At 36.2% G+C, this 26338-nt stretch carries 22 protein-coding genes; 1 reads left to right on the top strand and 21 read right to left on the bottom strand.

The features are described 5' to 3' along the window. Nucleotides 1-6: 6 nt before the first annotated feature. The 8 genes from tsaB to ACAM30_RS11470 all read right to left on the bottom strand — a co-directional run bounded on the left by tsaB (nt 7) and on the right by ACAM30_RS11470 (nt 8101). A complete protein-coding gene (gene tsaB, locus ACAM30_RS11505) occupies nt 7-681 on the bottom strand; it encodes a tRNA (adenosine(37)-N6)-threonylcarbamoyltransferase complex dimerization subunit type 1 TsaB (protein WP_369618617.1) in 675 nt (224 codons plus the stop codon). Nucleotides 682-703: 22 nt separating this feature from the next. Beyond that, the gene (locus ACAM30_RS11500; protein ID WP_369618616.1) at nt 704-976 is read right to left on the bottom strand and encodes a hypothetical protein; all 273 of its coding nucleotides are present in this window, start codon (nt 974-976) and stop codon (nt 704-706) included. Nucleotides 977-986: 10 nt separating this feature from the next. Then, nucleotides 987-2279 (bottom strand): efflux RND transporter periplasmic adaptor subunit, encoded by a 1293-nt coding sequence (locus tag ACAM30_RS11495; protein WP_369618615.1) that lies wholly within the window; start codon nt 2277-2279, stop codon nt 987-989. 6 nt (nt 2280-2285) lie between these two features. Then, complete coding sequence (locus ACAM30_RS11490; protein WP_369618614.1) at nt 2286-3659, bottom strand: TolC family protein; 1374 nt, start codon at nt 3657-3659, stop codon at nt 2286-2288. Between the two features lie 79 nt (nt 3660-3738). Beyond that, the gene (locus ACAM30_RS11485) at nt 3739-4854 is read right to left on the bottom strand and encodes an efflux RND transporter periplasmic adaptor subunit (RefSeq protein WP_369618613.1); all 1116 of its coding nucleotides are present in this window, start codon (nt 4852-4854) and stop codon (nt 3739-3741) included. 40 nt (nt 4855-4894) lie between these two features. Then, complete coding sequence (locus ACAM30_RS11480; protein WP_369618612.1) at nt 4895-6160, bottom strand: ABC transporter permease; 1266 nt, start codon at nt 6158-6160, stop codon at nt 4895-4897. A gap of 2 nt (nt 6161-6162) precedes the next feature. Further along, nucleotides 6163-7407, bottom strand: coding sequence for an ABC transporter permease (locus tag ACAM30_RS11475; RefSeq protein WP_369618611.1), 1245 nt, complete (start codon nt 7405-7407; stop codon nt 6163-6165). Next, the gene (locus tag ACAM30_RS11470; protein WP_135223155.1) at nt 7400-8101 is read right to left on the bottom strand and encodes an ABC transporter ATP-binding protein; all 702 of its coding nucleotides are present in this window, start codon (nt 8099-8101) and stop codon (nt 7400-7402) included. Before ACAM30_RS11470 ends, ACAM30_RS11475 begins: the two co-directional genes overlap by 8 nt. A gap of 179 nt (nt 8102-8280) precedes the next feature. Here ACAM30_RS11470 and ACAM30_RS11465 point away from each other — a divergent pair, with 179 nt between their 5' ends. Then, the gene (locus tag ACAM30_RS11465; RefSeq protein ID WP_369618610.1) at nt 8281-9687 is read left to right on the top strand and encodes a DUF4403 family protein; all 1407 of its coding nucleotides are present in this window, start codon (nt 8281-8283) and stop codon (nt 9685-9687) included. 88 nt (nt 9688-9775) lie between these two features. On the opposite strand, the gene ACAM30_RS11460 is transcribed toward ACAM30_RS11465, so the two are convergent. The 13 genes from ACAM30_RS11460 to sprA all read right to left on the bottom strand — a co-directional run bounded on the left by ACAM30_RS11460 (nt 9776) and on the right by sprA (nt 26332). After that, a complete protein-coding gene (locus ACAM30_RS11460; RefSeq protein ID WP_369618609.1) occupies nt 9776-10078 on the bottom strand; it encodes a hypothetical protein in 303 nt (100 codons plus the stop codon). Then, the gene (locus ACAM30_RS11455) at nt 10071-10610 is read right to left on the bottom strand and encodes a DUF420 domain-containing protein (RefSeq protein WP_369618608.1); all 540 of its coding nucleotides are present in this window, start codon (nt 10608-10610) and stop codon (nt 10071-10073) included. The genes ACAM30_RS11460 and ACAM30_RS11455 overlap by 8 nt, the downstream gene beginning before the upstream one ends. Nucleotides 10611-10612: 2 nt before the next feature. Continuing rightward, the gene (locus ACAM30_RS11450; RefSeq protein WP_369618607.1) at nt 10613-11302 is read right to left on the bottom strand and encodes an SCO family protein; all 690 of its coding nucleotides are present in this window, start codon (nt 11300-11302) and stop codon (nt 10613-10615) included. Between the two features lie 10 nt (nt 11303-11312). Next, nucleotides 11313-11954 (bottom strand): hypothetical protein, encoded by a 642-nt coding sequence (locus tag ACAM30_RS11445; protein WP_369618606.1) that lies wholly within the window; start codon nt 11952-11954, stop codon nt 11313-11315. Nucleotides 11955-12032: 78 nt separating this feature from the next. Continuing rightward, nucleotides 12033-12383 (bottom strand): cytochrome C oxidase subunit IV family protein, encoded by a 351-nt coding sequence (locus ACAM30_RS11440; RefSeq protein WP_369618605.1) that lies wholly within the window; start codon nt 12381-12383, stop codon nt 12033-12035. Between the two features lie 18 nt (nt 12384-12401). After that, the gene (locus ACAM30_RS11435; RefSeq protein ID WP_369618604.1) at nt 12402-13388 is read right to left on the bottom strand and encodes a cytochrome c oxidase subunit 3; all 987 of its coding nucleotides are present in this window, start codon (nt 13386-13388) and stop codon (nt 12402-12404) included. Nucleotides 13389-13430: 42 nt separating this feature from the next. After that, complete coding sequence (locus ACAM30_RS11430; RefSeq protein WP_369618603.1) at nt 13431-14030, bottom strand: heme-copper oxidase subunit III; 600 nt, start codon at nt 14028-14030, stop codon at nt 13431-13433. 2 nt (nt 14031-14032) lie between these two features. Further along, the gene (gene cyoE, locus ACAM30_RS11425) at nt 14033-14935 is read right to left on the bottom strand and encodes a heme o synthase (RefSeq protein WP_369618602.1); all 903 of its coding nucleotides are present in this window, start codon (nt 14933-14935) and stop codon (nt 14033-14035) included. Nucleotides 14936-15094: 159 nt separating this feature from the next. Beyond that, entirely contained in the window at nt 15095-17218 is a 2124-nt protein-coding gene (locus ACAM30_RS11420; protein ID WP_369618601.1) for an energy transducer TonB, read from the bottom strand. Between the two features lie 18 nt (nt 17219-17236). After that, entirely contained in the window at nt 17237-17980 is a 744-nt protein-coding gene (deoC, locus tag ACAM30_RS11415) for a deoxyribose-phosphate aldolase (RefSeq protein WP_369618600.1), read from the bottom strand. Between the two features lie 283 nt (nt 17981-18263). Further along, nucleotides 18264-18635, bottom strand: coding sequence for a VanZ family protein (locus tag ACAM30_RS11410; protein WP_369618599.1), 372 nt, complete (start codon nt 18633-18635; stop codon nt 18264-18266). 4 nt (nt 18636-18639) lie between these two features. Further along, nucleotides 18640-19020 carry a glycine cleavage system protein GcvH gene (gene gcvH, locus ACAM30_RS11405; protein WP_369618598.1) on the bottom strand — a complete coding sequence of 127 codons (381 nt, stop codon included), beginning with the start codon at nt 19018-19020 and terminating at the stop codon, nt 18640-18642. A gap of 88 nt (nt 19021-19108) precedes the next feature. Then, nucleotides 19109-26332, bottom strand: a complete 7224-nt coding sequence (sprA, locus tag ACAM30_RS11400) for a cell surface protein SprA (RefSeq protein ID WP_369618597.1) — start codon at nt 26330-26332, stop codon at nt 19109-19111. Between the last annotated feature and the right edge of the window lie 6 nt (nt 26333-26338).

The raw sequence follows: 26338 nt of genomic DNA, 5'->3' as shown, positions 1-26338 counted from the left end.
AAAGGTTTATGCTTTTTTTGATGGAGGAGCCATCATAAAATCTTTTAAATAATAAGGTTCAAAATAAGCGACATCAACAGTGTCGCTTTTTTGATATTTATCGAAACTGATTTTACTCATCGCTGCTGCCGAAGGATATTTGATCTCTTCTAAAAACACAAAATTCGGCAGGGTTAAAACTGTTTTACATTTTTCAGCACAATCTCCAACAAAATACACAGTCTCTGTATATTCCTTAAAAGAATTCTCAGTGATAATTTCAGCCTGAATCGCTCTTTCGATTTTTAAATCAGCCGAAAATATTTCGCTATAAACTTCCATTCTTCTGGCATCCAGCATCGGAATAATTTTCCCTTCGGAAACTTTAGCCTGTGAAGCTAATGTCTGCAAAGTATCAACTGCAATCAATGGAATATTTAAGGCAAAACACAATCCTTTAGCAGCCGAAACCCCAATGCGCAGACCAGTATAAGAACCCGGCCCCTGGCTCACAGCAACTGCCACTAAATCCTCAACCGCTACACCTGCTTCGGCGATTACCTCTTCGATAAAAACATGCAGTTTTTCGGCATGTGAATAACCTTCTTCGGCAATTTCTCTGCATATAATGGTTTCTCCGTTTTTAGCAATGGATACGGAGCAATTTTTGGTAGCTGTTTCAATATTGAGAATAAAAGACAAGGTGTATGTTTTTTTAGTGTTATTAAAAGTTTTTAATGACGTAGCTTGAAATTCCAGCAAATATCAGTGCAAAAATAAAAAATAACAAATAAGCTACACAAAGATTAACAATAAGAAAACCAATATAAAGAAAGAACTTTCTGCCTGATGAAAAATATACATATTCCTCATTATAGTATTCACTTTTATATACCTTATAGTGAGTTAAAATAAAATACAGGAATGCCAAAACAAATCCTCCACTTATACCATAAATCATTTCTTCATACAAACCACCATGTAATGCAACAGTCATAAACTTGTTTTTATTTCCTGGCAGTATCTGCTTTTTTGAGTTTTACTTTATCTCCGGAATTCAAATCTTTAGAGACAGTGGTATAAGGCCCTGTGATGACAACATCTCCTGCTTTCAATCCTGACATTACTTCGATATTCGTATCGTCCTGTATACCTGTTTTAATAATTTTGATTTTGGCTTTGTTCCCTACTTTTACAAAAACGCATTCAAACTTTTTATCGCTTTTAGGAGCTGCTTTTTTATCTTCGTTTGGATCTTCAACTTTAAAATCTTTTACTGCAGCAGTATCCGACTTAACCACAACTGAACTGATTGGCACCGCTAAAACGTTGTTTTTAGTTTTGGTACGAATGTCTACGGTAGCCGTCATTCCTGGTCTGAAAGGAGAATAAGTACTTGGTTGTCCTTCCAGTAAATCCTGATAAGATTCTTTCAGGATACGAACTTTAACTTTAAAATTTGTTACCTGATCAGAAGTTAGTGCTGTACTGGCCGAATTAGAGATACTGGTTACAATACCTTTAAATTTCTTTTTCAGATAAGCGTCGACTTCAACGTTTGCTTCGTCGCCAATTTTTACTTTAACAATATCATTTTCGTTTACGTCAACTTCAACTTCCATATTATTTAGGTTGGCTACACGCAAAAGTTCTGTCCCCGCCATTTGCTGCGTTCCTAAAACACGCTCTCCCAGTTCCACATTTAAAACTGAAATGGTTCCGTCAGCAGGAGCATAAATTAACGTACGTCCTAAGTTATCTCTGGCCTCTGTAACCGATGCCGTAGCACTTTTAACATTGTAATACGCATTTTGCTTGGTAGCTTTGGCTACTTCATAAGTCGAAATTGCCTTATCCCAATCTGATTTTGAAATTACTCCTTTTTCGTATAACGTTTTGTTACGGTCGTAATTGGCTTTCGCTTCATTATAACTCGCCTCAGACTGTGTTAAACCGGCCTTAGTTCCTGACAGATTAGCTACGGAACGATCTAAACCTGAGGTATACAAATCGGGATTTATTTTTACCAATAAATCTCCTTTTTTAACCACCTGGCCTTCTTTTACATTCAACGCAATAATTTCTCCCGAAACCATTGACGAAAGCTTCACTTCAATTTCAGGCTGAATTTTTCCTGTTGCCGAAACTGTTTCAACAATTGTTGAAGCTATTACTTTTGAAATTTCTACTTCTGTTCCTTCATCCTTATTCCCAATAACACCTGCTTTCGAAAGACCAACTAAAACTGCAATAAGTGCTACTGCGCCACCTACTAAAAGATAAATCGTTTTTTTAGACATAATAAATTATTTTGTAACAATTGGAATTCCAAAGTAGAATTCTAATATTTTTATTTTAAATATGTAATCGTATTTTGTTCTGATCACATCAGACTGCGCATTGGTTAACAACGTTTGTGCCTGAGTAAAATCAAAAGAATTCATTAAACCTACATCATACTTTTCTTTAGCATAGTTGTAGGCCTGCTGTCTTGCTTCTAATGTTACAGTAGACGATTCGTAAGTATTTAAAGCTCCTTTTGCATCTGTAAAAGCAGTATAAACATTACGCTGCAAATCTAAACTTTTTTGCTCTAAATCTATTTTAGATTTCTCTAAACTTACTTTAGTACGCTCTACATTATTTCGAACAGAAAAACCGTTAAAAATTGGCACGTCTAACTGAAAACCAAAACTATGTCCCTTATTGTCACTGAACTGTTGAAATATTGGATCCGGCCCTACTATGTATGGTTTGTTATTTGCGTCCAGTTTTGTCCTGTCACTATAACTTGCTCTTGTATTAAAACCATAGAAACCTCTAAGCGTTGGCTGATAAGCTCCTTTTGCGATAGCTACATTTTTCTGAGCAATTTCAAGATTGGTCTGAGCCAGTTTTAATTCTGTTCGCAGTTCTTTTGCTTTATTATAAATATCACCCGGAGTTTGTCCCATGATGTTATTCTCATCTTTCGCATTGGTATTATCGATTACATCGAACTCTGTAAATTCTTTTAATTGCAAAAGCTGTGCTAAACTCAATTTTGAGATTAATAAATTATTCTCAGCGACAATAATTCCTTGTTTATCTGTAGCTACTGTTGCTTTCAAATCAAATAAATCTCCACGAGGAATTGTTCCTGCACTCACCATCTCTTCAGAACGTGCCAGACGTTTTTCGTCAATAGCCAATTGTTCTGTTTTTACTTTTAAATTCTCTTTATTAAAAAGTATCTGCAAAAAAGCATTGGCTACATTCAGCGAAATATCTTCCTGCATTTTAAGCAATTGATACTTTGACGCCACCATCGAAAGATTGGCTTTTCGAAGTGTGTTTTGGTTTTGCAAACCTTTGTAAATATCAACCCCCGCATTTAAACCTACGGCTGAGTACTGAGTAGTCTGATTACGCAAAACCCCTGTTGTAAGATCCTGGTTCAAACCAATGTTCCAGGAGTGTGAAGCATTGGCACTAACACTAGGCAGGTAATTACCGATTGCTGCTTTTTTATCGATGGCCGTATTTTTAATATCCAGTTCCGAATTTTTAATCGTGATATTATTTTCTAAGGCATAACGAACACATTCTTCCAATGTCCATTTTTTTGTCTGTGCCTGACCAGACAAGCCAAAACCGAATAACATCGCAAAAACCAGGCTATTATATTTATTTATCTTCATATATTTTGAATGAAAACGTAGTAATCCTACTACGCAAATTTAACATTTTTTAAAAACCAAAATTCTTTATTTGCTCAAATTACTTTTTTTCTCCTTCACTGATTAAACCCTGATTCCAGATTTTAATTTTATCCGAAGCTTTGATTCCGCTTTTCACCTGAACGTAAATTCCATCACTTACTCCTAAAACTAAGTCTTTTCTTTGAAATTTCTGAGGATTAGTTTCGATCTCAACGTAAGGCTTTTGCGTTTTTTTATCAAACTGTACCAGTGATTCTTTTATCGCCAAAACTTTATCTGCTTTTTCTAAAATAATCGAGGCGTTTGCACTTAAACCAGCTCTGATAAATGTAGCATCTCTATTTACCAAAGCTGCTTTAATTTCAAACTGAATTGCTCCGTTTTCTACAACTCCTTTAGGCGCAATATCGGTCAGAGCAGCTTCAAACTTTTTATTCTCGATCGCCCCAACAGTGATTTCAATTGGCATTTTTTCTTTGATTTTCCCTACTTCAGATTCATCAATTTTTCCAATAAAAATCATCCTTCCCACATCTGCTACGCTGGCAATAGTAGTTCCTTCATTAAAATTGTTACTCTCAATAACCTGATTTCCTACTTTAACAGGAACTGCCAGTACCATTCCGTTTACTGTTGAACGGATTAAAGTGTTGGCATAATTTCCAAGTGATGTTGTTGTTCCGGTTTTAACAATATCTAAACTTTGCTTTGCTGCCAGATAATTTTGTTTCGCTTGTTTGTACGCCAACTGCGCTGCATCAAAATCATTTGCTGAAATTACGTCTTTATCAAACAATGTTTTTTGTCTTTGATAAATTTTTTCCTGATTGTCTAAAGCTATTTTGGCAGTCTGTACCTGATTCTGGGTACTGCTTACGTTAGAAACATTGGCTACAACTCTGATTTTGGCAATCATATCGCCGGCTTTAATTTTCTCTCCCGCTTTGATATACACTTCTTCGATAATACCTGAGATGTTTGGTTTGATTAGGACCTCTTCATTAGGCTGAATATTACCGGTTGCGATAGTATTTTTAACGATGGTTTTAATCTCTGCTTTCTCCGTTTTAAATACAATTGGAGACTCTTGATTCTTAGCGTACAGGTAATACAGTGCGCCAAAGAAAACTATAGCAATAAAGATTAAAATGGTTACGGTTACTCCTTTTTTCATTGTGTTTTCAGTTTAATTCGATTATATTCTGATTGATAATTTATTCTGTTCGTAAAGCATCTACAGGCTTCACATTAATTGCGGTTTGTGCGGGAATAAATCCTGCCAGCAAACCAGATCCTACTAATATTATTAAAGCGACAAATACGACTCTCAAATCGACACTTGGATTTGCAAACATGGTGTCGCTATCCGGCGGCATTGAAGCTAATGCCATGTTTAAAAGCGCAATAATTCCGGTCGCCACGGCAATACCCAGCATTCCTGAAATGATGGTCAAAAATATAGACTCTGCTAAAATTTGTCCGCGAATGGCTGCAGGCGTAGCCCCTAAAGCCCTGCGAATACCAATTTCTTTGGTACGTTCTTTCACTACAATAAGCATGATATTTGAAATACCAATTACTCCCGAAATCAACACTAAAGTTCCAACGAAATAAGCAATGATCTTTAAAATACTAAACAAACTCTGTACTTTATTGAACTGTTCGTACAAATCAAAATTACCAACAGCACGTTCATCTGTTGGATTTATAGAATGCAGTTTTTTAATGATCTCCAGAATTTTTGGTTTTAGATCCGTGATAGACGTCTCATCTTTTGCGGTAAGTGCCATCCATCCCACTTTATCTCCGTAATTAAAAGCTTGTTGAAAAGTGGTAAACGGAATAAATATATTTTTTTGTTCCTGCTCTGCATTTCCTCCTTGCTGTTTTGATTTGTAAACTCCTACCACCATAAAATTGATTCCGTTGATTTTCACATAAGTTCCAATCGCTTCTTCCTCTTTTCCGTAAAGTTCACTGATAACTCCTTTACCAATCACGGCAACTTTTCGTTTTTCAAGGATATCCTGCTGATTTACAAATCGTCCTTTGATAATATCCATCGGCTGTTGTTTGATCAGCTCCGGATAATCTCCGTAAATGGTAAATGCCGAAGTTTTGGTACCTCGAACCACATTATTCGTTCCGTTAAAATCCCCCAGCTGATTTCGCGGCGACACGTACAATAAATCCGGCAAAGCCGCTTTTAAAGCACCTACATCACTGTTTCTAAATTCATACTGACGTGTTTTAGGCAAACCTTTGTATGCTTTTGAAGTGGTCTGACTCCACATAAACATCGTATTTGTAGCAATTCCGTCAAAACCTTTCTTAACTCCGTTCTCCAGACCGTTTCCGGCAGCCAGTAATATCACCAAAATAAAGATACCCCAAAACACCCCAAACGCCGTTAGGATTGTTCTGAAAACGTTGGCAGTTAAAGCCTGTAAAATCTCGTCCCAATTATCTTTTTTAAACATAATTATTCGTCTCTAAGTGCTACAATAGGTCTAATTTTTGCTGCATGGTAAGCCGGAAAAAATCCTGCCAGAGCACCTGCAAATATGAGCAGCGCCAGTGTAGTTAATGCCACACTAAAATCGACTTCAGGATTTCTAAAATACTCACTTTGCACCATCGGCCCAACAAATTCCAATAACGCTAAACTAGCCAGCAAGCCAGTAAACCCAGCAATAGTGGTGATAAAAATAGATTCATGAAGGATCATCGAAATGATTGAAAACGGAGAGGCTCCGAGTGCTTTTCGTATTCCGATTTCCTTTGTTCTTTCTTTTACAATGATCAACATGATGTTACTTACCCCAACCACTCCGGCAATAATGGTACAAATACCTACCCACCAAAAGAACAATCGTATGTATAAATTCAAATCATAAAACTGTTTGGCATCTTTAACGGAATTGTAAGCCCCAACTCCACTGTCATCATTAGGAGCAATTACATTTTTGCTTTTTAGAAGATCCTTCAAATCTTGTGTGAATTTTTCAGATTGTGCCAAAGCCTCGTCGTAATTATTCGTTTTCTTTAACGTAAAAAACAGGTTACTGATTTTATCTCCACCACCGTAAGCTCTCTGAACAGTAGTTCTAGGCAGATAAGCGCGGGTTTCTTCTCTTTCTCCTCCCGGATCAGTAAAAACTCCTACTACTTTAAAATTGATATTATTGATTGAAATTTCTTTTCCCAAAGGATCTTTGTCTTTAAACAAATCTGTTTTGACTTTCATTCCAATACAGGCTACTTTTTCGTTATTCGCCAAATCATTACTGTTTATATATCTCCCCTGAACAACAGTAAGATTCTCTATTCCTGAATAATCCGGATCAACTCCTCTGTATTGATAACTACCGGATTCTTTTCCATAAGTAAAGGTTCCTCCCCAGTAGTTTTGTGTTGAAGCCTGCAGTTCCAGTTTATCATTAAATTTCTGCACCGATTGTGAGTAATCACTATTTCTAAACTGAATTTGTCTCCCCGGATTCAGACCTTTATATTCTTTTGTGGTTGTTCCCGACCAAACCTCGATAATTCCGGCAGCATCACGTTCAAATTGTTTCTCAATTCCGTTTTGAAGCCCTTTCCCTGCACCAAGCAAAATCACTAAAATAAAAATCCCTGACGCTACAGAAACTCCGGTAAGAAATGTTCTCAACCGGTTTTTAGAGATTGCCTCAAATATTTCCTGCCAACGCTCAATATTAAACATAAGATGAAGCTCTAACTTGTTCTACCTTTTTATCATCGATAATTAATCCGTCTTTCAGGACTACATTTCTTTTGCACATTGCGGCAATATCAGGTTCGTGGGTTACGATCAGGATTGTTTTTCCTTCATCGTTAATCCCCTGAATCAATTCCATAACTTCATAAGAGGTTTTAGTATCCAATGCTCCTGTCGGCTCGTCTGCCAATAAAACTTTTGGATTTGAAGCCAAAGCTCTTGCAATGGCAACACGCTGTTTCTGACCTCCGGAGAGCTCATTGGGTAAGTGATGAGAATGCGAACCAAGTCCAACTTTCTCTAAATATTTCATAGCGATGTCGTAACGCTCCTTTCTCTTAACTCCCTGATAATACAAAGGCATTGCAACATTATCGAGAGCCGTTTTATAATTGATCAGATTGAAAGACTGAAATACGAATCCTAAAAATTTATTACGGTATTTAGACGCTATTGTTTCGTTTAACTTTTTGATCGGGGTTTTATCTAAGATATAACTACCGGAATCAGCCTCGTCCAGAATTCCTAAAATATTCAAAAGTGTTGATTTCCCTGATCCCGATGATCCCATAATTGCAACCAGCTCACCTTCTTCAATATTAAAATTAATTCCCTTTAACACGTGCAACTCCGAACTGCCCATTTTATAGGACTTATGCAAATCTTTGATCTCGATCATGGTGGTATTTGTTAAATTTTAAAACAATAATAACATTTTTCTTAACTTTTTTATGGTAAGAAAACGTTAATAATTATCCCTTCTTCTTTGAATAAGACTCACTTTCTTGCTAATTGTTACACATTTTTACAATAATATAATTGTTTTATTAATTTTGTCAGACTAAAAAAATAATACCGATGAAGTTTTCTTCCATTATCTCCTCAATCACACTACTTGCAGTACTTACAGGATGCTCTACGGCTCAAAAGCTGGAAACCCTAAAACCGGAACCGGATGACGCAAGTCCGTTAGTTTACGAAGCAAACCCTTCCTTTATCAATTTACCTATTACGGTTAAGCTTAGTGATATTGAAAATCAAACCAATGCCCTTTTAAACGGGTTGATTTATGAAGACAATACAATCGACGACGACGATATCGAAATGAAAATCTGGAAGCAGGCTCCTATAAAAATTCAAAATGATCCTGCAAACCCGGACAAGAAGATAAAAACAATCCTGCCTTTAAAAGCGACTATCAAATACCGAATTGGCACCAAGAAATTAGGCGTTGAACTTTACGACACGAGAGAATTTAATCTGAATGGCGTCATTACCCTTTCCAGTGAAGTAGCACTGACCAACTGGAAATTAAATACTAAAACGGAGTTTAAATCATTAGACTGGAGCGAAAGTCCAACCATGCAGATATTTGGAAAGAGCATGCCTATTACGTATCTGGTAAATCCTGCAATTTCTATTTTTAAATCAAAAATTGAAAAGAAAATAGATGAAGCTATCGAAAAATCGATGGATTTTAAACCAAATGTTTTAACTGCTTTAGAGAAGATCTGCACTCCCTTTCAACTGAGTGACACTTATGAAAGCTGGCTTAGAATTGTTCCTGTTGAAGTATATTCGACAAATGCAAAACTAAAGAATGATCAGTTTTTACTGGACATGGGAATGAAATGCAATATGGAAACCATCGTAGGCAAACAACCCGAATCTAAATTCAGTGCCAATAAAATCATATTGAAACCTGTGGCTAAAATTCCCAATCAGATTTCGGCAAATATAGCTGCGATATCGACCTATGTTGACGCTTCAAAGATTATGACGAAGAATTTTGCGGGTCAGGAATTTGGTTCGGGCAGTAAAAAAGTAACGGTAAAAAATGTATCCATCTGGCATAAAAACGGAAAGATGGTTATTGCTCTGGATGTTTTAGGATCTGTAAACGGAACGCTTTACTTAAACGGATTTCCACAATACAATCCACAAACCAAAGAAATTTACTTTGAAAAACTGGATTACGTTCTAGACACCAAAAGCAGGTTAATGCGTACCGCAAGCTGGCTGGGTCAGGGTTATATTTTAAGAAAAATGGAAGAGAGCTGTCGTTATTCGATACAACCCAATTTAGAGGAAGGCAAGAAAAACATGGCGGCTTATCTTAAAAACTATTCTCCAATGCCGGGTGTTTTTGTCAATGGAAAAATGGAAGACATACAATTTGATAAAATTCAACTGACCAATCAGGCTATTATTGCTTTTATCAAAATAAACGGTACTGTAAACGTCTCGGTAAACGGATTAAAATAGTAATTAGATAATGTGTCAATTAGATAATGTGTCAATTAGATAATTAGACAATTAAAAGAATTATCTAATTGATACATTTCCTAATTTTCTAATTATCAGACTTTTTCTTTTTTGACTGGTACATTCTGTAAATCAGAACACCTATTACTGCTACCAATAAATATGGAATAACCATTAAATAAACGATTCCATTATTTACTGCTTCTGCTTTTTTAACATTTGAATCTCCGCCTAGCGCTGCACGACACATCGCACATTGTGCATTCGCGTTTAGAGAAAAGAGAATAGACGCAAGAATATAGAAGCATTTCATTGATAAAAAATTCACAAACCTACTTCTATTTGCTTTTCTATTTTCTTTATTCTTTAATCTATTTTCCATTTTAAGCATAATAAGGAGAAATCATTAAGTAAACTATAACACCGGTAACCGCAACATACAACCAAAGCGGGAATGTTATTTTAGCGATTTTTTTATGTCTGTCGAAACGTTTCGCCAATGCTCGTACATACGTAATCAAAACCAATGGAATAATAGCAATCGACAATAAAATATGAGTTACCAGAATAAAGAAATAGATATAACGAATTGCTCCTTCGCCACCAAATTTAGTAGAATCAGAGGTCATGTGATAGGCCACATACATTACTAAAAAGGCTACTGAAAGTCCAATTGCAAAAGTCATTAAACGCTCATGAAGTTTACGTTTTCCGTTTTTAATGGCTAATACTGCCCAAACCAAAACTACAGCGGTAATACCATTTGTTGTTGCGTAAATTGGAGGGAGAAAAGAAAGTGGCTCAACCTGAATTCCAAAGTCTTTCAATTTTACACCAAATAAAATCGCTACCACAAGTGGAATTACAATTGAAACCGCAACAATAAACTTACTGAATTTTTTCTCTAATGAATGATCTTCCATTTCTATTCTTCTAATAATATTTTAATATCTTCCTGTATATCTCTAACTCCTTTTTTATCCAATCCGTCATAATAGATGTTTGGATTTCCGAATTCATCTTTCCTGCAACGGATATTCCCTTCTTTATCAATTAAAGCGAACAAACCTGAGTGTTCAAAACCACCGCTCACTTTTTCATTTTCTCCCGCATATAAATTGAATCCTTTATTAGACAAATCCATGATCGTATTTTTATCCCCAGTTAAGAAATTCCAGGTCGAAGATTTTACTCCTAATAACTTGGCATGATCTTTTAAAACCTGTGGTGTATCATGTTTAGGATCGATTGTAATGGATACGATTCCGAAATTTGGATTCCCGAAAAAAGTCTTTTCGATTTCCAACATGCTTAAATTCATTTTCGGGCAAATCGACGGGCAGGTTGTAAAGAAAAATTCTAATACATACACTTTTCCTTTGTACGTATCATTCGAAACTTTAGCATTGTCCTGATTGGTTAATTCAAATTTAGGAGCTGGTCCAATCTTCATTAATTTACCATCCGATTTTGAAGTTTTCACTCCTACATTATCCAGACGGTTTCCTTTTACAATGTCACCATTTTTTACTCTGTCGACAATTTTAGGAACGGCATAAATTCCAAAAATTAAAATGATAAATGAAATACCGATATATGATTTATTCTTAAACATGATAGAAAGATTAAAGTTGCTTAGTTGCGTTGTGATTCTTTTTTAGAGCAGCACGGTATTCGTATAAAATGATTTTAAAATCATCCAGCATTTCATTGCTTAGCTCTGAAGGATGAAAAGTATCATACCCTTCTTTATACTCCTCCTTATTTTTTCTTCCTCTAAGATTTCTTTCTTTGTCGACAATAAAAACATTCGGAGTTCCAAGATTCTGATCTAATTTTCCTTTTAACTTTAGCTGATTGTAAAATGTTTGAATTTCTTCCGGCGAAGCAAAAACAAAATTCCAACCCTGCACATCTGTAAAAGGTTTAAGAGCGTCCACTACTTTCTGTGCATCAGCTTCAGTTCCTAACGGACAAAGCACCACAAACTGCAGATCTTCAAAACCGTTATAGCGCTTGTAAATTTTTTCGTTTAAGTTAAAGTAGTTTCCTCGATTACTTAAAATTTCAGATCCTGAAAAACCGAGAACCGTGATCTTTTTATCCAACAAAACTTTCTTTCCATTCAGCGATTTCCAATCACCGAAATCTTTAATTTTTGGAGTTATAACAGGAAGTGTAGTAAAGCTGTTGACACCTGAAGCAAAAAACAAATAGGCAACAATTGGCAATACAAAAAGTGAAAAGAGAACTATATTTTTTTTCATTATTTCTGCAGAAGTTATTGAGGTACAAAAATAAAAAAATCCCGATGTTATCGGGACTCTTTTCGAATTAATATCATGTTAAAAATTCCATTTTATAGTAGAATCTTTAAAAACCCCATAAATATAATGTCCTTCTGTTAACAGAATAAACAATAGATATAATACCAGGAAAATAACAGGTGCTACAACAGACCATCTAAGGCTGCTTTTTTCACCTTCCATGTGCATAAATGCCCATACTATATAATATGCCTTAAATATTGTAAGGATGTAAAAAATCCAGTTCAATAAATTCAAGCCAACAAAATGAGTAAACTCTAATGATGCAGGTTTGTAGATCCCTAAAATAACCTCTACTGTAGTTACTACTGATAGTAATGCAAAAACAAACCAGATTCTTTTTGTATTTGATACGTGTTCGTGTGACATAATAATTAAAATCTAAAATTAAACTAAGTAGAAAACTGTAAATACAAATACCCAAACTAAATCGACAAAGTGCCAGTATAAACCAACTTTCTCTACCATTTCGTAGCTTCTTCTTTTTTCGTAAGTACCTAATAATACATTAAAGAAGATAATGATATTAATGATAACTCCTGAAAATACGTGGAATCCGTGGAAACCTGTGATGAAGAAAAAGAAATCAGCAAATAATTTATTTCCGTATTCGTTTCTAATCAAATTAGCACCTTCTACTACATATTTAGCACTTGCTAAACGAGCTTCAGACTCTTCTCTCGATAAAACTGTTTTTTTCTTTTTGTCTGTAAGATGTTCTGTTCTGATTAAAACTTCAGGATGAGCTTTAAAACCTGCCTGAACTTCTGCAACTGTAAAGGTTGGCTGTGCCTGAGCATCTTCCATAAACCAAGTAGAGTGACTTCTTGTTAAAGCTTCTCTTTGTTCCGGTAATTTAACCGCAAAATCAGCCAAAGCTACTCTTTTACCGTCTTTATCAACAAACTGTAATAAACTTCCACCTGCTGTTTCAACTGCTCCGTATTCTCCTTTAATGAAGTTTTTCCACTCCCAGGCCTGAGAACCCACGAAGATTAAACCTCCAATAATAGTTAAGAACATATAAATTGCAACCTTTGTTTTTTTCAATTGGTGACCTGCATCAACAGCCAAAACCATTGTTACAGATGAGAAAATCAAAATAAAAGTCATTAAGGCTACATAATACATTGGTGCCGCAACGCCATGCATAAAAGGAAAGTGAGTAAACACTTCATCAGCCAAAGGCCAGGTTTCAATAAATTTAAATCTTGAAAAACCATAAGCAGCAAGGAATCCCGAGAATGTTAAGGCATCTGATACGATAAAAAACCACATCATCATTTTACCATAACTTGCTCCTAATGGCTGGATCTCATGACCGCCTCCCCAAGTTTTTTCGTCGTTGTTTGCAGTAGTAACTGTCGCTCCCATAAAAGATATTCGTTAAAAAGTTCCCAAATTTACGTTTTTTTCTTATTTAAAGAAATATAAAAATAAAAATAAATACAACCATAATAAATCCAAAAAGTGCCAATACATCGCACCTAGTTCTATACCAAGAGTTTGAGTCGAATTGTATTTTTGTTTAAAATGATTATAAATTATAATTAAAAGTGAAATTAATCCTCCAGCCAAGTGTAACAAGTGTGTCACGGTTACTACGTACAAAAATGTTGTAGTAATTGAACTACCTTCTCCGGTAAAATAATACCCGCTTTCTACGATTTGTCCAAAACCTGCAAATTGCAGCACCACGAACAAAATCCCTAACGCCAAAGTTCCTAAAAGCAAAGCTGTAACTGCACTTCTATTGTCTTTCTGAATGGCTTTTTTAGCCAGGTAAAAAGTAACACTGCAAGCCAGAATAACTGCTGTACTATAATAAAACGCTGTTGGCAATTCAAAGTTTTTCAACCAGTCGGCTCTTGATTTACTAACCACAAAAGCACTTGTAAGTCCGGCAAACATCATGGTCATACTTACCATTGCAAACAAGAGGATAAGTTTTGCCGATTTGGCTTTCCTTAGTTTCTCTTCAGCTGCCGTTTCTGTTTTTGTTATTGTCATTTCCATAACTATCTTAAAAATTTATCTACTATAAATACGATTTGCAGCAACGAGATATACGAAACACTTACCAGCATTAAAGTTCTTGCTGCTTTTGGTGTTCTTAACTGATACAGACGTACTGCATAAAACAACATCCACAAACCTAACAAAAACACTAAAATTGCTGCTATTGGCGAAATAAACAATTGCCCTGTATATCCTAAAACGGGTAGTAACGAAGCAACAATCAGCCAAACTGTATATAAAATAACCTGCAAAGCGGTTCCTTTATCTTTTTTTCCGGTTGGCAACATGAAAATTCCAGCCTTCTCATAATCTTCATACAAAAACCAGCCAATTGCCCAAAAGTGAGGAAATTGCCAGAAAAACTGAATCAAAAACAGTGTTCCGGCTTCTATACCAAATTCTCCTGTAGCGGCAACCCAGCCTAACATGAAAGGAATTGCGCCAGGAAAAGCACCCACAAAAACAGACAATGAAGTTACCGTTTTCAAAGGGGTATAAATACTGGTGTATAAGAATATGGAGATTGCGGCAAACATGGCCGACTTAGCATTTATCGTGTAAAGCAGGGCAATACCAATAATAGTAAGCAAACTTGCTACAAACAAAGCCATTTTGGGAGACATGCGTCCTGAAGGAACCGGTCGATTTTTGGTTCGGTCCATCAAAGCATCGATATCTTTTTCAATCACCTGATTAAATGCATTTGAAGCTCCAACCATGCAATAGCCACCGATTGCCAAAACTGCCAAAACACTCCATTCAAAAGGATGTTCCTCATTAACTCCCAATAAATATCCGGCTACGGAAGAGAACAATACACTGATTGCTAAACCAGCTTTGGTTATCTCTTTGAAATCGGTAAATATTGATTTTAGTGAAAATGTATTTTTAGTCGCGTTCAATACAGTAATTATTTGTATGTTTTTTTTGAGTGGTGCAAATGTACAAATTAGATTGTAGAATTTAGACCTATAAAATTAGATTTTTTTCAATAAAACCTTTACAAAATAAGGACTTGCAAATCTTTAACAGTATTATATCAAAAAATCTTATTAAAAATACTAATAATCAAAATACCAATTGAAGATATCGGAACGGAATCCAATAGAAAACCAGGTCGTGCTTTGCTTAAAAGTTGCTGATGTATTTTTCGAAGGATCAAAATTTCGATATAAAAAACTTCCAAACAGCTTCAGATTCGTCATCGGATTGATCAAGTAACCTCCTTGTATATCAGCTATAAAGACATTTGTTTTATTTCCCTGCCCTACTTTTACACCTTTATCATACGGACGTTTATCATCGTAATTTTTATAAATATTACTTCCGTAATTAAACCCATCTTCAGCGGTATCAAAGTCTAAGCCTCTTTTTCCAACGGTAAATTTCGCATCAGCAAAATAACGTCCTTTATGATAACGTCCGATTGCAACCAGTTCCGAAAAATTTCCTCCCCATTGGTGCCCAATACTTTGATTGTTGTGCCCATAATTCGTAATCACCGCACTGTGCGCATACACATACGGACGCACATGATTGTATTCCAGCTGCAATAACAAATCTTTTACTTCAAAAGCATTGAAATATTTTGCTCCCAATTGGTATCCAAATTTATTTTTCCAGCTGCCGTCCCCACTTTTCACATCTCCCAATGAGAATTCATCCAGTAAAAACTGTGCATACAAATTAACATTATTGCTCCACTTGTACTTAGACGTTACTCCTAAAAGCGCATTTCCACTTCTTGATGACGATGCAAACTCGACAGAACGATAGAAAATGATCGGATTCACAAAGTTAATATCAAAACCTCTGTTGTTATTATCTGTCCAGACTACCGATTCAAAAAAGCCTAAGTTCAGTTTGTTAGATACGTTCCAGCTTAAATAATGATTGGCCATGAATTTTGTAGCATAGGTTTTCTCCAAGGTTACATCCGGACGGACATCTTTGAGCCACATATACGTATTGGTATACTTTATTTTCCAAAAGGTGGTATTGATTTTAAAATATGGGTACGGACTTGCTCCGTCGCCTTCCAATAACGAGCGGTATCCATCACCAATAAAATTCCTTCCATAGCCCAATTGCAGATCAAAAAATTTACTTGGCGCATAAGTTATATTGGCTTCTGCCAAAGGAAAATCATAAGAATCCGTTTTGAATCGTTTCGCAATTCCCATTCCCGGAATTATGGCCGGATTTCCTCCTGATGGCTTTAATGTCTCGGAATAATCATTGTAATACCCTGCAAATCGTCCCTGACTTTCAAAAATAGTTGTGGTAAAATTGATTTGTTTTCCTAATCCCCCTCTGAAATTTAAGGCCCTTGTATTTACGTAGGTATAGGAAGCATCCAGATCTGAGGCTTTTCCCATTTGCAAATCCACAATAGGATTTAATGACAGCCAATAATCTTCTCCCTGGATCTGAACCATATTTTCATTCCAGAATTTTCTCCCCAACCAGGTCGAAACATTTTTTTGAAGAGACTGATTTACCGCTTTTAAATTGTAGTATTTTGAAACTTCTGCATAAGTATAAGGCTTTGATGCGGTATGATTATTACTTCCCACCTGATTCATTGCTTTATCAAACTGTGCATAATAACTGTGTGAAAATGGAATATTCAAATGACTTTCAAATTCCGGATTGTTGTATTTTTTATATACAATACTGTCCAGTTCTGTCATTGGTTTCTCGACAGGTTTTAAAATTTGAGCAGCAGCCAGCGCTTCCTGAGCAATCTGATCGGCACTTTTTAATGGGATATCTATTGAAATTGTGTACTTAGAATAAGTTGGTTTTCCATTATAGGTTGATGGTTTTATTTTTGGAAACTTCTTAAAAACGCGTTTAGCTTCTTCTGATAAAGCATCATTTAACGCATTTACATAAATTACTTTAAACTCGCCATTCGCATCTACTTCGAACAATACTTTTACTTCTCCTTTGTAGTTAGCCTGTTTTAAATTTTCGGGTACCTGATAATTTTGAAATACAAAATCCTGCACTTCTTTATAAAAACAATTTTCGAGTTGTTTGGATTGAAGGTTTTCACAGTTGGGAAAAACCGGAAACTGTTCTGCAGTAAAACCAGGTTTGATTGAAGTATTGTTACTTTCCTGCGAAAAGGAAAACAAAGCGGTTAAGGTTAAAATTAAAGACAGGGCAATCTTATTCACGTAAATTTAGGTTTTTGTTTAATATTGATTTGGGGTGTTCCCTCCATCCGCAATTGTTTTTGCAGCAGAGGTTCCGATTCGTTTTACACCTAAGCGAATCATTTCTATCGCATCCTGATAAGACCGAACTCCTCCGGCAGCTTTAACAGGCAAAGGCGAAGCATTTTCTAACATCATTATAATTGTTGGAAGGGTCGCTCCGTTTGGCAAATCGTTTTCGGTTTTATAAAATCCTGTGGACGATTTCACGAAAACTGAACTGTAGTTTTCTTCTTTAAAATGAGATATTACTACATTTTTGATCAATGCCGAAAGCTGAATTATTTGGGTATCATTTAAAGCGGCAACTTCAATAATCCATTTTACTGTTTTATTGTTTGCAAGACCAATTTGTGTTCCCATTAAAACCTCCTGTTTAACCAGATCAACATCACCTTCTTTGAATGCTTTATAATTGCAAACAAAATCCAGATCATCTGCTTCGTCTTCTATTGCTTTGTTGGCTTCTTTTAATTTAGACTCTAAATCTGAGTCTCCCTCAGGAAAGTCAATAACAGTACCTATCAGCAAAGTCGAATTGGCTTTATGAATCATTTCTTTTGCCAAAACCACATGTTCCGGCCGAATCATGATTAACTTAAAACCTTCACGAATTGCCTCTCCAATAGCATTTTTAACCACAAGGGTATTTTCTGCTTCCGAAAGTCCTGCCTGAGAGGCTGTTTTTAAATAAGTAGAGTCTAGATATTGCTTAACATTCATGATTTGTGCGTGTTCTGAGAATTCTGCAAAAATACATTTAAAATTAGAATGAAATACAAAGTCGACAAAGGTTTATTTTAAAACAATATGACAGAGCAATCATTAAATTATATGATTTTTGAATGAAGATTAACGATTGCTGATTTTTGATCTAATCCCGCTTAACACTTCAATTGTCGATTTTATACAGTGTTAAACATCTGAAATTAGAAATCGTTATTCAAAAATCTGACCTCTTTAAGATCAAACCACAAAAAAACCCACCGAAGTGGGTTTTATATTTTTAAATTCTATCGATTTGTTTTTTAAAAACTATAGCGGCAAAGATGCCAAAAATAGCTCCAAGTGCATTGGCTAAAACATCTGTTACATCTGATGCTCGTGTAACCGTTAAAACACTTTGCAGAATTTCGATTGTAATTCCGAAAAAAACAGAAAATATAAATGAAATTAAATAGGCTTTGTAATCGTCTGGTGCTTTCCCTTTCAGCTCTTTTTTGAAAAACAAAATCCAGGAAATTGTAAATCCAAAATGAAAACAAAAATGGACAATCTTATCTATACTCGGAAAATTGACCGCCGGAATATTACTGGAATCTGTTAAACAAAAATAGGTAATAATTCCTGAGCAGATAATTGCCCAGATTAAGAGCAATTGTTTAGGCACCTATAAGTTCTTTATAAGCGTCAGCAGACAATAATGAATCAATTTCTGATGCATCAGCAATTTTAACTTTAATCATCCATCCGTCTCCATAAGGATCAGAATTCACAGTTTCAGGCTCGCTTTCAAGGTTTTCATTGAAGGCAATGATTTCTCCTGTTAATGGTAAAAACAAATCTGAAACTGTTTTTACAGCTTCAACTGTTCCAAAAACCTCATCTCTCTCAAGTTTTTGATCTAAAGTTTCTACTTCAACATACACGATATCTCCTAACTCTTTTTGTGCAAAATGAGTAATTCCTACTGTTGCAACATCTCCTTCGATGCTAACCCATTCGTGATCTTTTGTGTACTTTAAATTTGCTGGTATGCTCATAATAGTTGTGTGTTTGAAAATTGATAGTTTAATAATTGAGGCACAAATGTAATAATCTTCTAATAAAATCCTCTTTAGAAATTAAAAATTAATTCCCAAAATTATATCTAAGTGTAAATCCTGATCTAATATTGGTTAAAGGAAATGCTGTCGAGATTACAGCTTTTGAGAACGAATGATCGTAATAGAATATCGCTGTCAGGTTTTTACTGAAAGCATAATCTGCCGTAAGTTTTAACGACCATATATTTTGTCCTGCTGCCAATTGATTGTTATCATAATCTAAATAACGCACTAAGGTTTCATTATTTCGATACGAGAAGTCGGCCTTAATATTGATATCACTTTTTATGATTCCCGTTGGCGAATCAGCAAGTCTTGAAGAGAAAATTACATCTTTAAAACGATAGCCAAGACCTACCACATATTCCATTCCTTTTACTTCGGTCAGCAAATTATTGTCAAAACTCATAGACAAAGCTCTGTCTTTTTTAATCTCTGTCAATACACGTAGTGAGCTTTTCAATTCAAAATCCATTCGGATTAACGGACTGAATTGCTCTACAAGATTGATATTAGACATGATCGTTTTGTTAAAGAAATTAGTATTCACGTCCTGTCCGTTAGGTTTCTCTATATAGTCAAAATTCGATCTGAACTGGTTGATGGTATATGATGCTCTGTAATTATGCTGTAAAGAAAAACGCTTGAATTTATCTTTAAAATATTTATAACGCATTAAACCGTTGTACTTAATACTCCAGTTCGGAATTGGAAAACTTCTGAAAATATCTGTTGAACTGCTCGATGCATTACTTCCTGTATAAGCTGCTAAAAATGCAGGCAACAAAACGGCCTGGTTACTTTTGGTAAATCCTATCGGATAGCCTTCATTTGCTGTATATACTTTATAGTTTGGATCTGTTGGAGCCGGAATTGGATTATTTGCATCACCGTATCTCGGGATCGGCGCTCCTGCACCATAACGTTCCTCTGCCAGACGGTTTGCTATAATCATACGGTTGTTTCTGAAATCATCAAATGCGGCAGACTCTGTTGCGGTACTCGTCGAAAATGCTGTTTTTATTAGCACTGTTGAAATAGAGAACATTCCATAATTATACGGTGACATAGCCTTATAATCTAAATCTCCGGTCACATTATTTTTAACAACATTATATTGCTCTGAATTATTTTCAGAATAATTACGATCCATGTTCAGATCAATTTTCAGATCAGGTAATAAATCGATGTTTGCCGTTACTTTCAAAAGCTTATTGGTTACCTGAGTAAAATTTTGATTAAAATCCTGATAAGTGGTTAGCCATCCTCTCTTTGCCGCTTCAAAACGAATATCATCCTGACTTCCGAAAACAAATCCTAAAGTAGGTCTCGATGTTCCGAAGAAACCAACACCCGGGGTATATCCCGGTAAAACGGTTCCATTATTCACGGTATAATTTACCTGAACATTTTTTATACTGGTCAGTATACCAATCATACCATCATAAAACGGACTGCTAGTGGTAGCAGGTTTTGCCGTATTTACAATCTTCTCCCCTGGTTTTGGCGGTGCAGTAGCTTTAGGTTTTGCTCCTGTTTTGGAACCCGGAGTTAATCCTAAATACTTGTACAGCATGTTCATGTTAAGCGTTGTCGTTAACGTATTCGAATTGGCATTCTGAATAGTATTTCCTAAATCAAACATGTTTCCCGTAACAGGATCAACATATTCAGACAATGCTGTCGAAGCACGCTGCCAGCTATAATCGGCAGTATACGAATAATTTGCTTTGATGAAGCTTAAAACCGGAATTTTATTAATTGGAATATCATAATTCAACACTAACTGCTGTACGTGCTGATTTGGTGTTCCGATATCAAAATAATCGTCCCAGATGTTAAAATCCTGTTTCGGTGTGTTGTCATCGTTTAGAAAATTCCTTACGATGTTATTGGATGCTGCTGTATAGTTAATTTTTAAAGATTTCGTTAAATTGAAACCAAAACCGTACTGGTAATTAAAGGCAAAGTTTCGTCTGTACAACGGATCAAGACCAATTCCCTGCACTTCAACTTCTCTGAATTGCTGGCGGTTACTTTGTCTTAAAATATTTGTATTAAAGGAAACATTTGAAGGCAGATAATTAAAATTAAAATCACTCAACAATTTCCAATATTCACTTTTCTTCATGAATTTAGTCTGCTTGAACGGAACCACTTCTTTTGGCTGAAAGGTGTACGCATAGTTCACGGCACTATTCGATTGCTCGTCTACATAATCTGCTACTTCATAATCGTGGCGTTCCACCTGATTGTACGATTGCGAAAAAGTAAAGTTTTCCACGTCATAAACGTGCGGTTTCTGCTCCGGTGCTCTGTCTTTTCTTACTCCGATAAAGTTGATACTTCTTCTTTTGGTGTAATCAACAGCTCTGGTTCTGATGTTTTCTTTCTCTGCCTCATCGGTCGTTTCTCTAATCAGCTGTTTTAATTTTATGTCCTGATTGAACGGATCGTATTCCGGTGTAATAACTTCTTCTCCAATTGCGTAATTAAACGGCAAATTGATTCCCCATCTTTGTGGCAATAATTTCCCTAAATTCAAATTGGTCACAATATTGTACTGTTGAATATCTTCACGACTTCTTTCGTTTGCTCCTTGTTCTAAAGATCCAAAACCAATAGTACTCTTTTTACCGGTAGCCGATACGGTAGCAAAATCAGCCATATTGGTATCAATATTTAAGATAGCTGCCATACCGCCTTTGTTCTCCAGGTCAGCCATTCGAAGCTCGTTGAACCAAATCTCTCCTTTAATGGTTTTATGATCTGCCCTACTCTTAACCCCTACCATTAAGGTTCGGACTAAACCAAAATTAGGGTTTCCTTTTATTCCTAATCTTAATCTGCTGTCTCCATCACCTCCGCTAACACTTAGATCATCATCCGGATAGTAAACTCCGTTAATATCTCTTTTATCAGAATTAATATCGATATTCATCCCCTTAATTTTCATTCGGGTCAGTAACTCCAATGCCAGATCAATATTGTTCTCTTCCATCCATACCTGATCCGGGCTTATACTACAAGACCCTCCGGTTCTCGTCACTTTTAACGGAACCTCGACCTGATAGAAGTTTTGTGTAAAGTCATTTCCAAAACGGATAAAACCTACCATTTCATCATCAAGTAATGTATTTTCGTTTGGCAATGATTCTGCATGCAAAAACATTTTCAGTTTTTTGTACTGACGCATGTCTACACTTACATTTTTAAAAACAGCTCTTGAATCCTGATATTGTAATCCTGAGCCGCCTACTCTAACCGCTAAGGCCTGCTCATTTTGATTGATAATGGTATTATTGTTATACAGCTGTTCTCTGCGAACGCCCGGTGGCACCACGTAGTTCACAGGACACTTTGTACCATTCTCCTGAATGTTTACAGCCGCAACATCAAACTCTGTTCCGTCGTCTGCCGGGTTTGTATCGTTGGCATCAAGTGTACCGGTATATCTTCTCCATTCTCCTCTCACTAAATCCAAAGCTCCAAAACGAACAGTCATCTGATCATTAAAGCCGGTCATGAACATACGCATGAAACGAATCGATCTGAAATCTGTAATATTTCCGATCGTATTTTGCGGCTGGGAAACGGGAATTTTAAACTGAATCCATCTTGCATTTGTTGTACCTCCATTTGGCAATTCAACATTGCTTACTTCACGAATGTCCGTAACAAAATTCTGTCCGACCTGCATTCCCGGTTTTACATCGATGCTGTATTCATAATACGCATTGATGGTACTCATGGTGTTGTCACGGTTGATATCTTCAACGTCCGGTAAAGTTGTTGATCCACGGTTTGGAGAATCAATACTTACCGGAGAGTTTCCGTCTGTACCGTTGTATTTTTTATAGCGATCTAAAACTCCTCCATTCGTATTTAAATAATAGGTGTAATCATCGGCCGCAGGATCTTCTTCTCCTCCGTAATTAGTATAAACCGAAGCTTCTTTCGCATTGGATAAACCGTCTAAACCAACATCCTGATTGCTACGATTACCGGCATTATTATCGAAGGCATAAATTAAAGACTGCGATGCCGGAACATCTCCCCAAAGCGGTCTCGGATTCACCATAATCTGATCCGGGCCTAATCCGTTTTCGTATTGTTTTCTTCCGTCTTTTAGAACGTCTTCTGAGATTTCTCCTAAATTGAAATAAATTTTTCCGGTATTATTAACTGCTGCTTCTCCATTCCCTACATAAGGATCCATTACCCAAAACTGAATGTACTCGACATTTCCCTGTTCGAAGTTGGTCGAATTCAAAGCACGCATGATTCCTCCAAAATTAGAACTGGCAGGACCTGCTCCAAAGTTCGGATTGTTATTATAAGGTCCGCGGCTGGAAGGGTAATAGGTTAAGTCTAGTGTATTCACTACCTGAATCTGTCCCTGAGCAATATCTGTATTTGGATATAATTCCCGGCTATAAATACGTCTGGTAGTATTTAATGACAAATCATCATTTGAAATACCCGATGGTTTTGAAGCATAAAAAACCGGGTCAATGGTATACCAGGCTAATTTTGCGCGTTTAAAACCATATTCTAATGTATTTGAATCGGCATTAAAAGTATTATCATTTAAAGAATTTATGAAAGGTGTCGAAGCCAGACTCCACGCATACGCTGATCGCATATCGATGGTAGACTGAGAACCTTCGAAATCATCCACATAAATGGTTGCCTCTCCTTCAAAATCACTGGCTTTTGGAGCATCCGGTTTTAAGAAAGCTACTTCTCCTCTTATCGAAAGATTAGAAGGAACATCGGTATCGATATTCGGTAATTTATTCACTAATCTGGTAAAGAAAGGAACTTCGGTGGAGTAATTTCCGTTAACCCCAAAAATAGTATTGTTTACGGATTCCTGACCGTAACTTGATTTTTGCGTAAACGGTCTTTCATTCATTTTCAGATAAGTTCCTCCTACCACAAATTTATCCGAGATTTTATGCTCAATATTGAACCCAATAAATCTTCGGGTCTGTTGTCCGAAAATTGAATTATTCTCCAATGACACCTCAATTGGTGTATTAGAAGCCTGAAGCGAAGGATCCAAAATCTGAACACGTCCCAATTGGTAATCTACACTATAATCGATTCCTTCAACCAGTCTTCTTCCGGCTGCCATAACGACAACAGATCCCTGCGGAACATTAAACGCTCCGATTGGAATACCATTGCTTCCTGATGATTTGTATTTTCCTCTCAGTAAAAATTTATTCTTATCACTGTCCTGCAAAGCTCCGGACTGTGTATTTCGGTACATGTTTCTAAACACATATCTTTTCTGATTGGCATTATAGGTAGTTGGATCGTCATAGTTCTCCCCTGAACCTGTATTTTGTAACTTTTTAAACAACAATTCTCCAAAAGGCTCTTTGGTGGTAAAAATAATTCGAGCGTTCTGAACGTCTACCGTAATTCCCGGAATATAATCAAAGAAACCATCTCCTCCGGCTTGCGGATCATTGTTATAATTCAATCGGTCCAGATTAAAGACATTCAATAAAGGAGTCAGTTCGACTTTATTGTCCGGTGTAGGATTTGCAGGGAAAGTTGTTCCCGGTACCGGAGAAATATAGTTGATCGGAGAAGGATCTGTATACAGTATGTTTAATCTGAAATCGTCTTGTTTGATTTGATATGCCTGAGGAATTTGGTATACGTTTTTCATCATCAGATTCCAAACCGGATTCTGAACGTTCGTCAAATTACTTTTCAGCATTTTTAACACTAAACTCTGAGTGATGATTGCTTTATTCGCATTGTTGTTTCCGGTCACTACGGTTCCGTCAACCCCATCACTTCCGAACTCTCCTACCTGATATACTTTTCCTCCAACCGTGTATTCAAATGCTACTGCTAAAATTTCGTCATTAGCCAAACGCTGCTGTAAGGAGATGTATCCCAATTGCGGATTGAAAGTAAATTCGTTTGCTGTTAGTTTTCTGGCGTTTTCTAATACCGAATAATCTGTTCCCTCGCTGGTATTTGCGTTATTGAATCCCGATTTTGCGGTTACGATTTCTCTAATATTGGAATTTAAATAAGCTCCGGGTTTGCCAATAGTAGCCGGATCGTATTTATTGTTGGTATTGTTTGTTGGCGTATCGATAGGGTTGTTAAAGAATCCAACCGGATTACTTATCACCACTACCTGATTGTCCGGAACTCCCGTAACCTGCCCTTCTCCTAAATCCTGAAGCGCGATAATGTTACGTAAGTTATTGTTGTTTGTAGCTACCCTATTTTGTTTGTTGGTTACCCAAACTTCTATTCTCGTAACCTGAACACGGCTATCAATGAAAGGATAACTTTTTAATGAGGCATCGTATTTATTTCTGAAATACTGAGACAAGAAGAAATGTCGGTCATTATCATAATCCAATGCATACAAATCAAAGTTTTGTACGGTACCGCCACCTTCTGCAACTATACTCTTGGTTTGCGACTTTTGTTCTGAGAAAACTCCGGTAACAGTTGTTTTACCAAATTGCAAAACTGTTTTCACCCCAAACAAACTTTGAGCCCCTCGAATAAGGGTGCTGTTTAAAGGCATACTCACGTTACCAACTTCCACTTTCTGAACTATATCATCTTCTGAAGGAGTGTACGCCAGTTTAAATAAATTTTGAAAGGCAAAAGTAGACTGGGTATCATAATTTGCATTTACCTCTAATCTGGTTCCTACTTTTCCGAGCAAACTCATACTGATTCGCTGATCGAAATCAAAAGTAAGACTGGATCTGTTTCTTGGTGAAAAAGCCGGATTATCCTGTTTGGTATACCGAATCCCCAAGTCCATTTCTACTGATCCTGTTGGCTTTACGTCTATAGTATTACTTCCGAAGATACTTTCGAAAAGTCCTGAATTGATATAATATCGCGGCAGTAAATTCTTTTTGGCGGCCTCACTTCCCGATTTTTTACCATCAATAGCATCTGATTTTTTTCTGAAATAATCTCTTCTGGATTCTTTCAAAACTAAATCTTCATATTCTTTTGGCGTTAATACAATTGGATAATTGATATTAAAACCATCCACTGAACTGGTGTAAATGTAGCGGTCGGTTATAGGATCATACCGATAGGCTGAAAGTATACTTGGCGGATTTCCTAATTCTACTTTACCAACAGAGAATTGTGTTTTAGTTGTATCTTGAACTGTGGGATTTACTTGCGCACGCAAAACATTACCGCAAAATAAAAACAGTAAAAAAATACAAATTTTACGCATACTAGT

This window comes from Flavobacterium sp. CFS9, assembly GCF_041154745.1.
In the GTDB taxonomy this organism is placed as follows: Bacteria; Bacteroidota; Bacteroidia; order Flavobacteriales; family Flavobacteriaceae; genus Flavobacterium.
The sequence above is the reverse complement of the archived record's forward strand: the minus strand, read 5'-3'. Positions and strand labels throughout refer to the sequence as shown.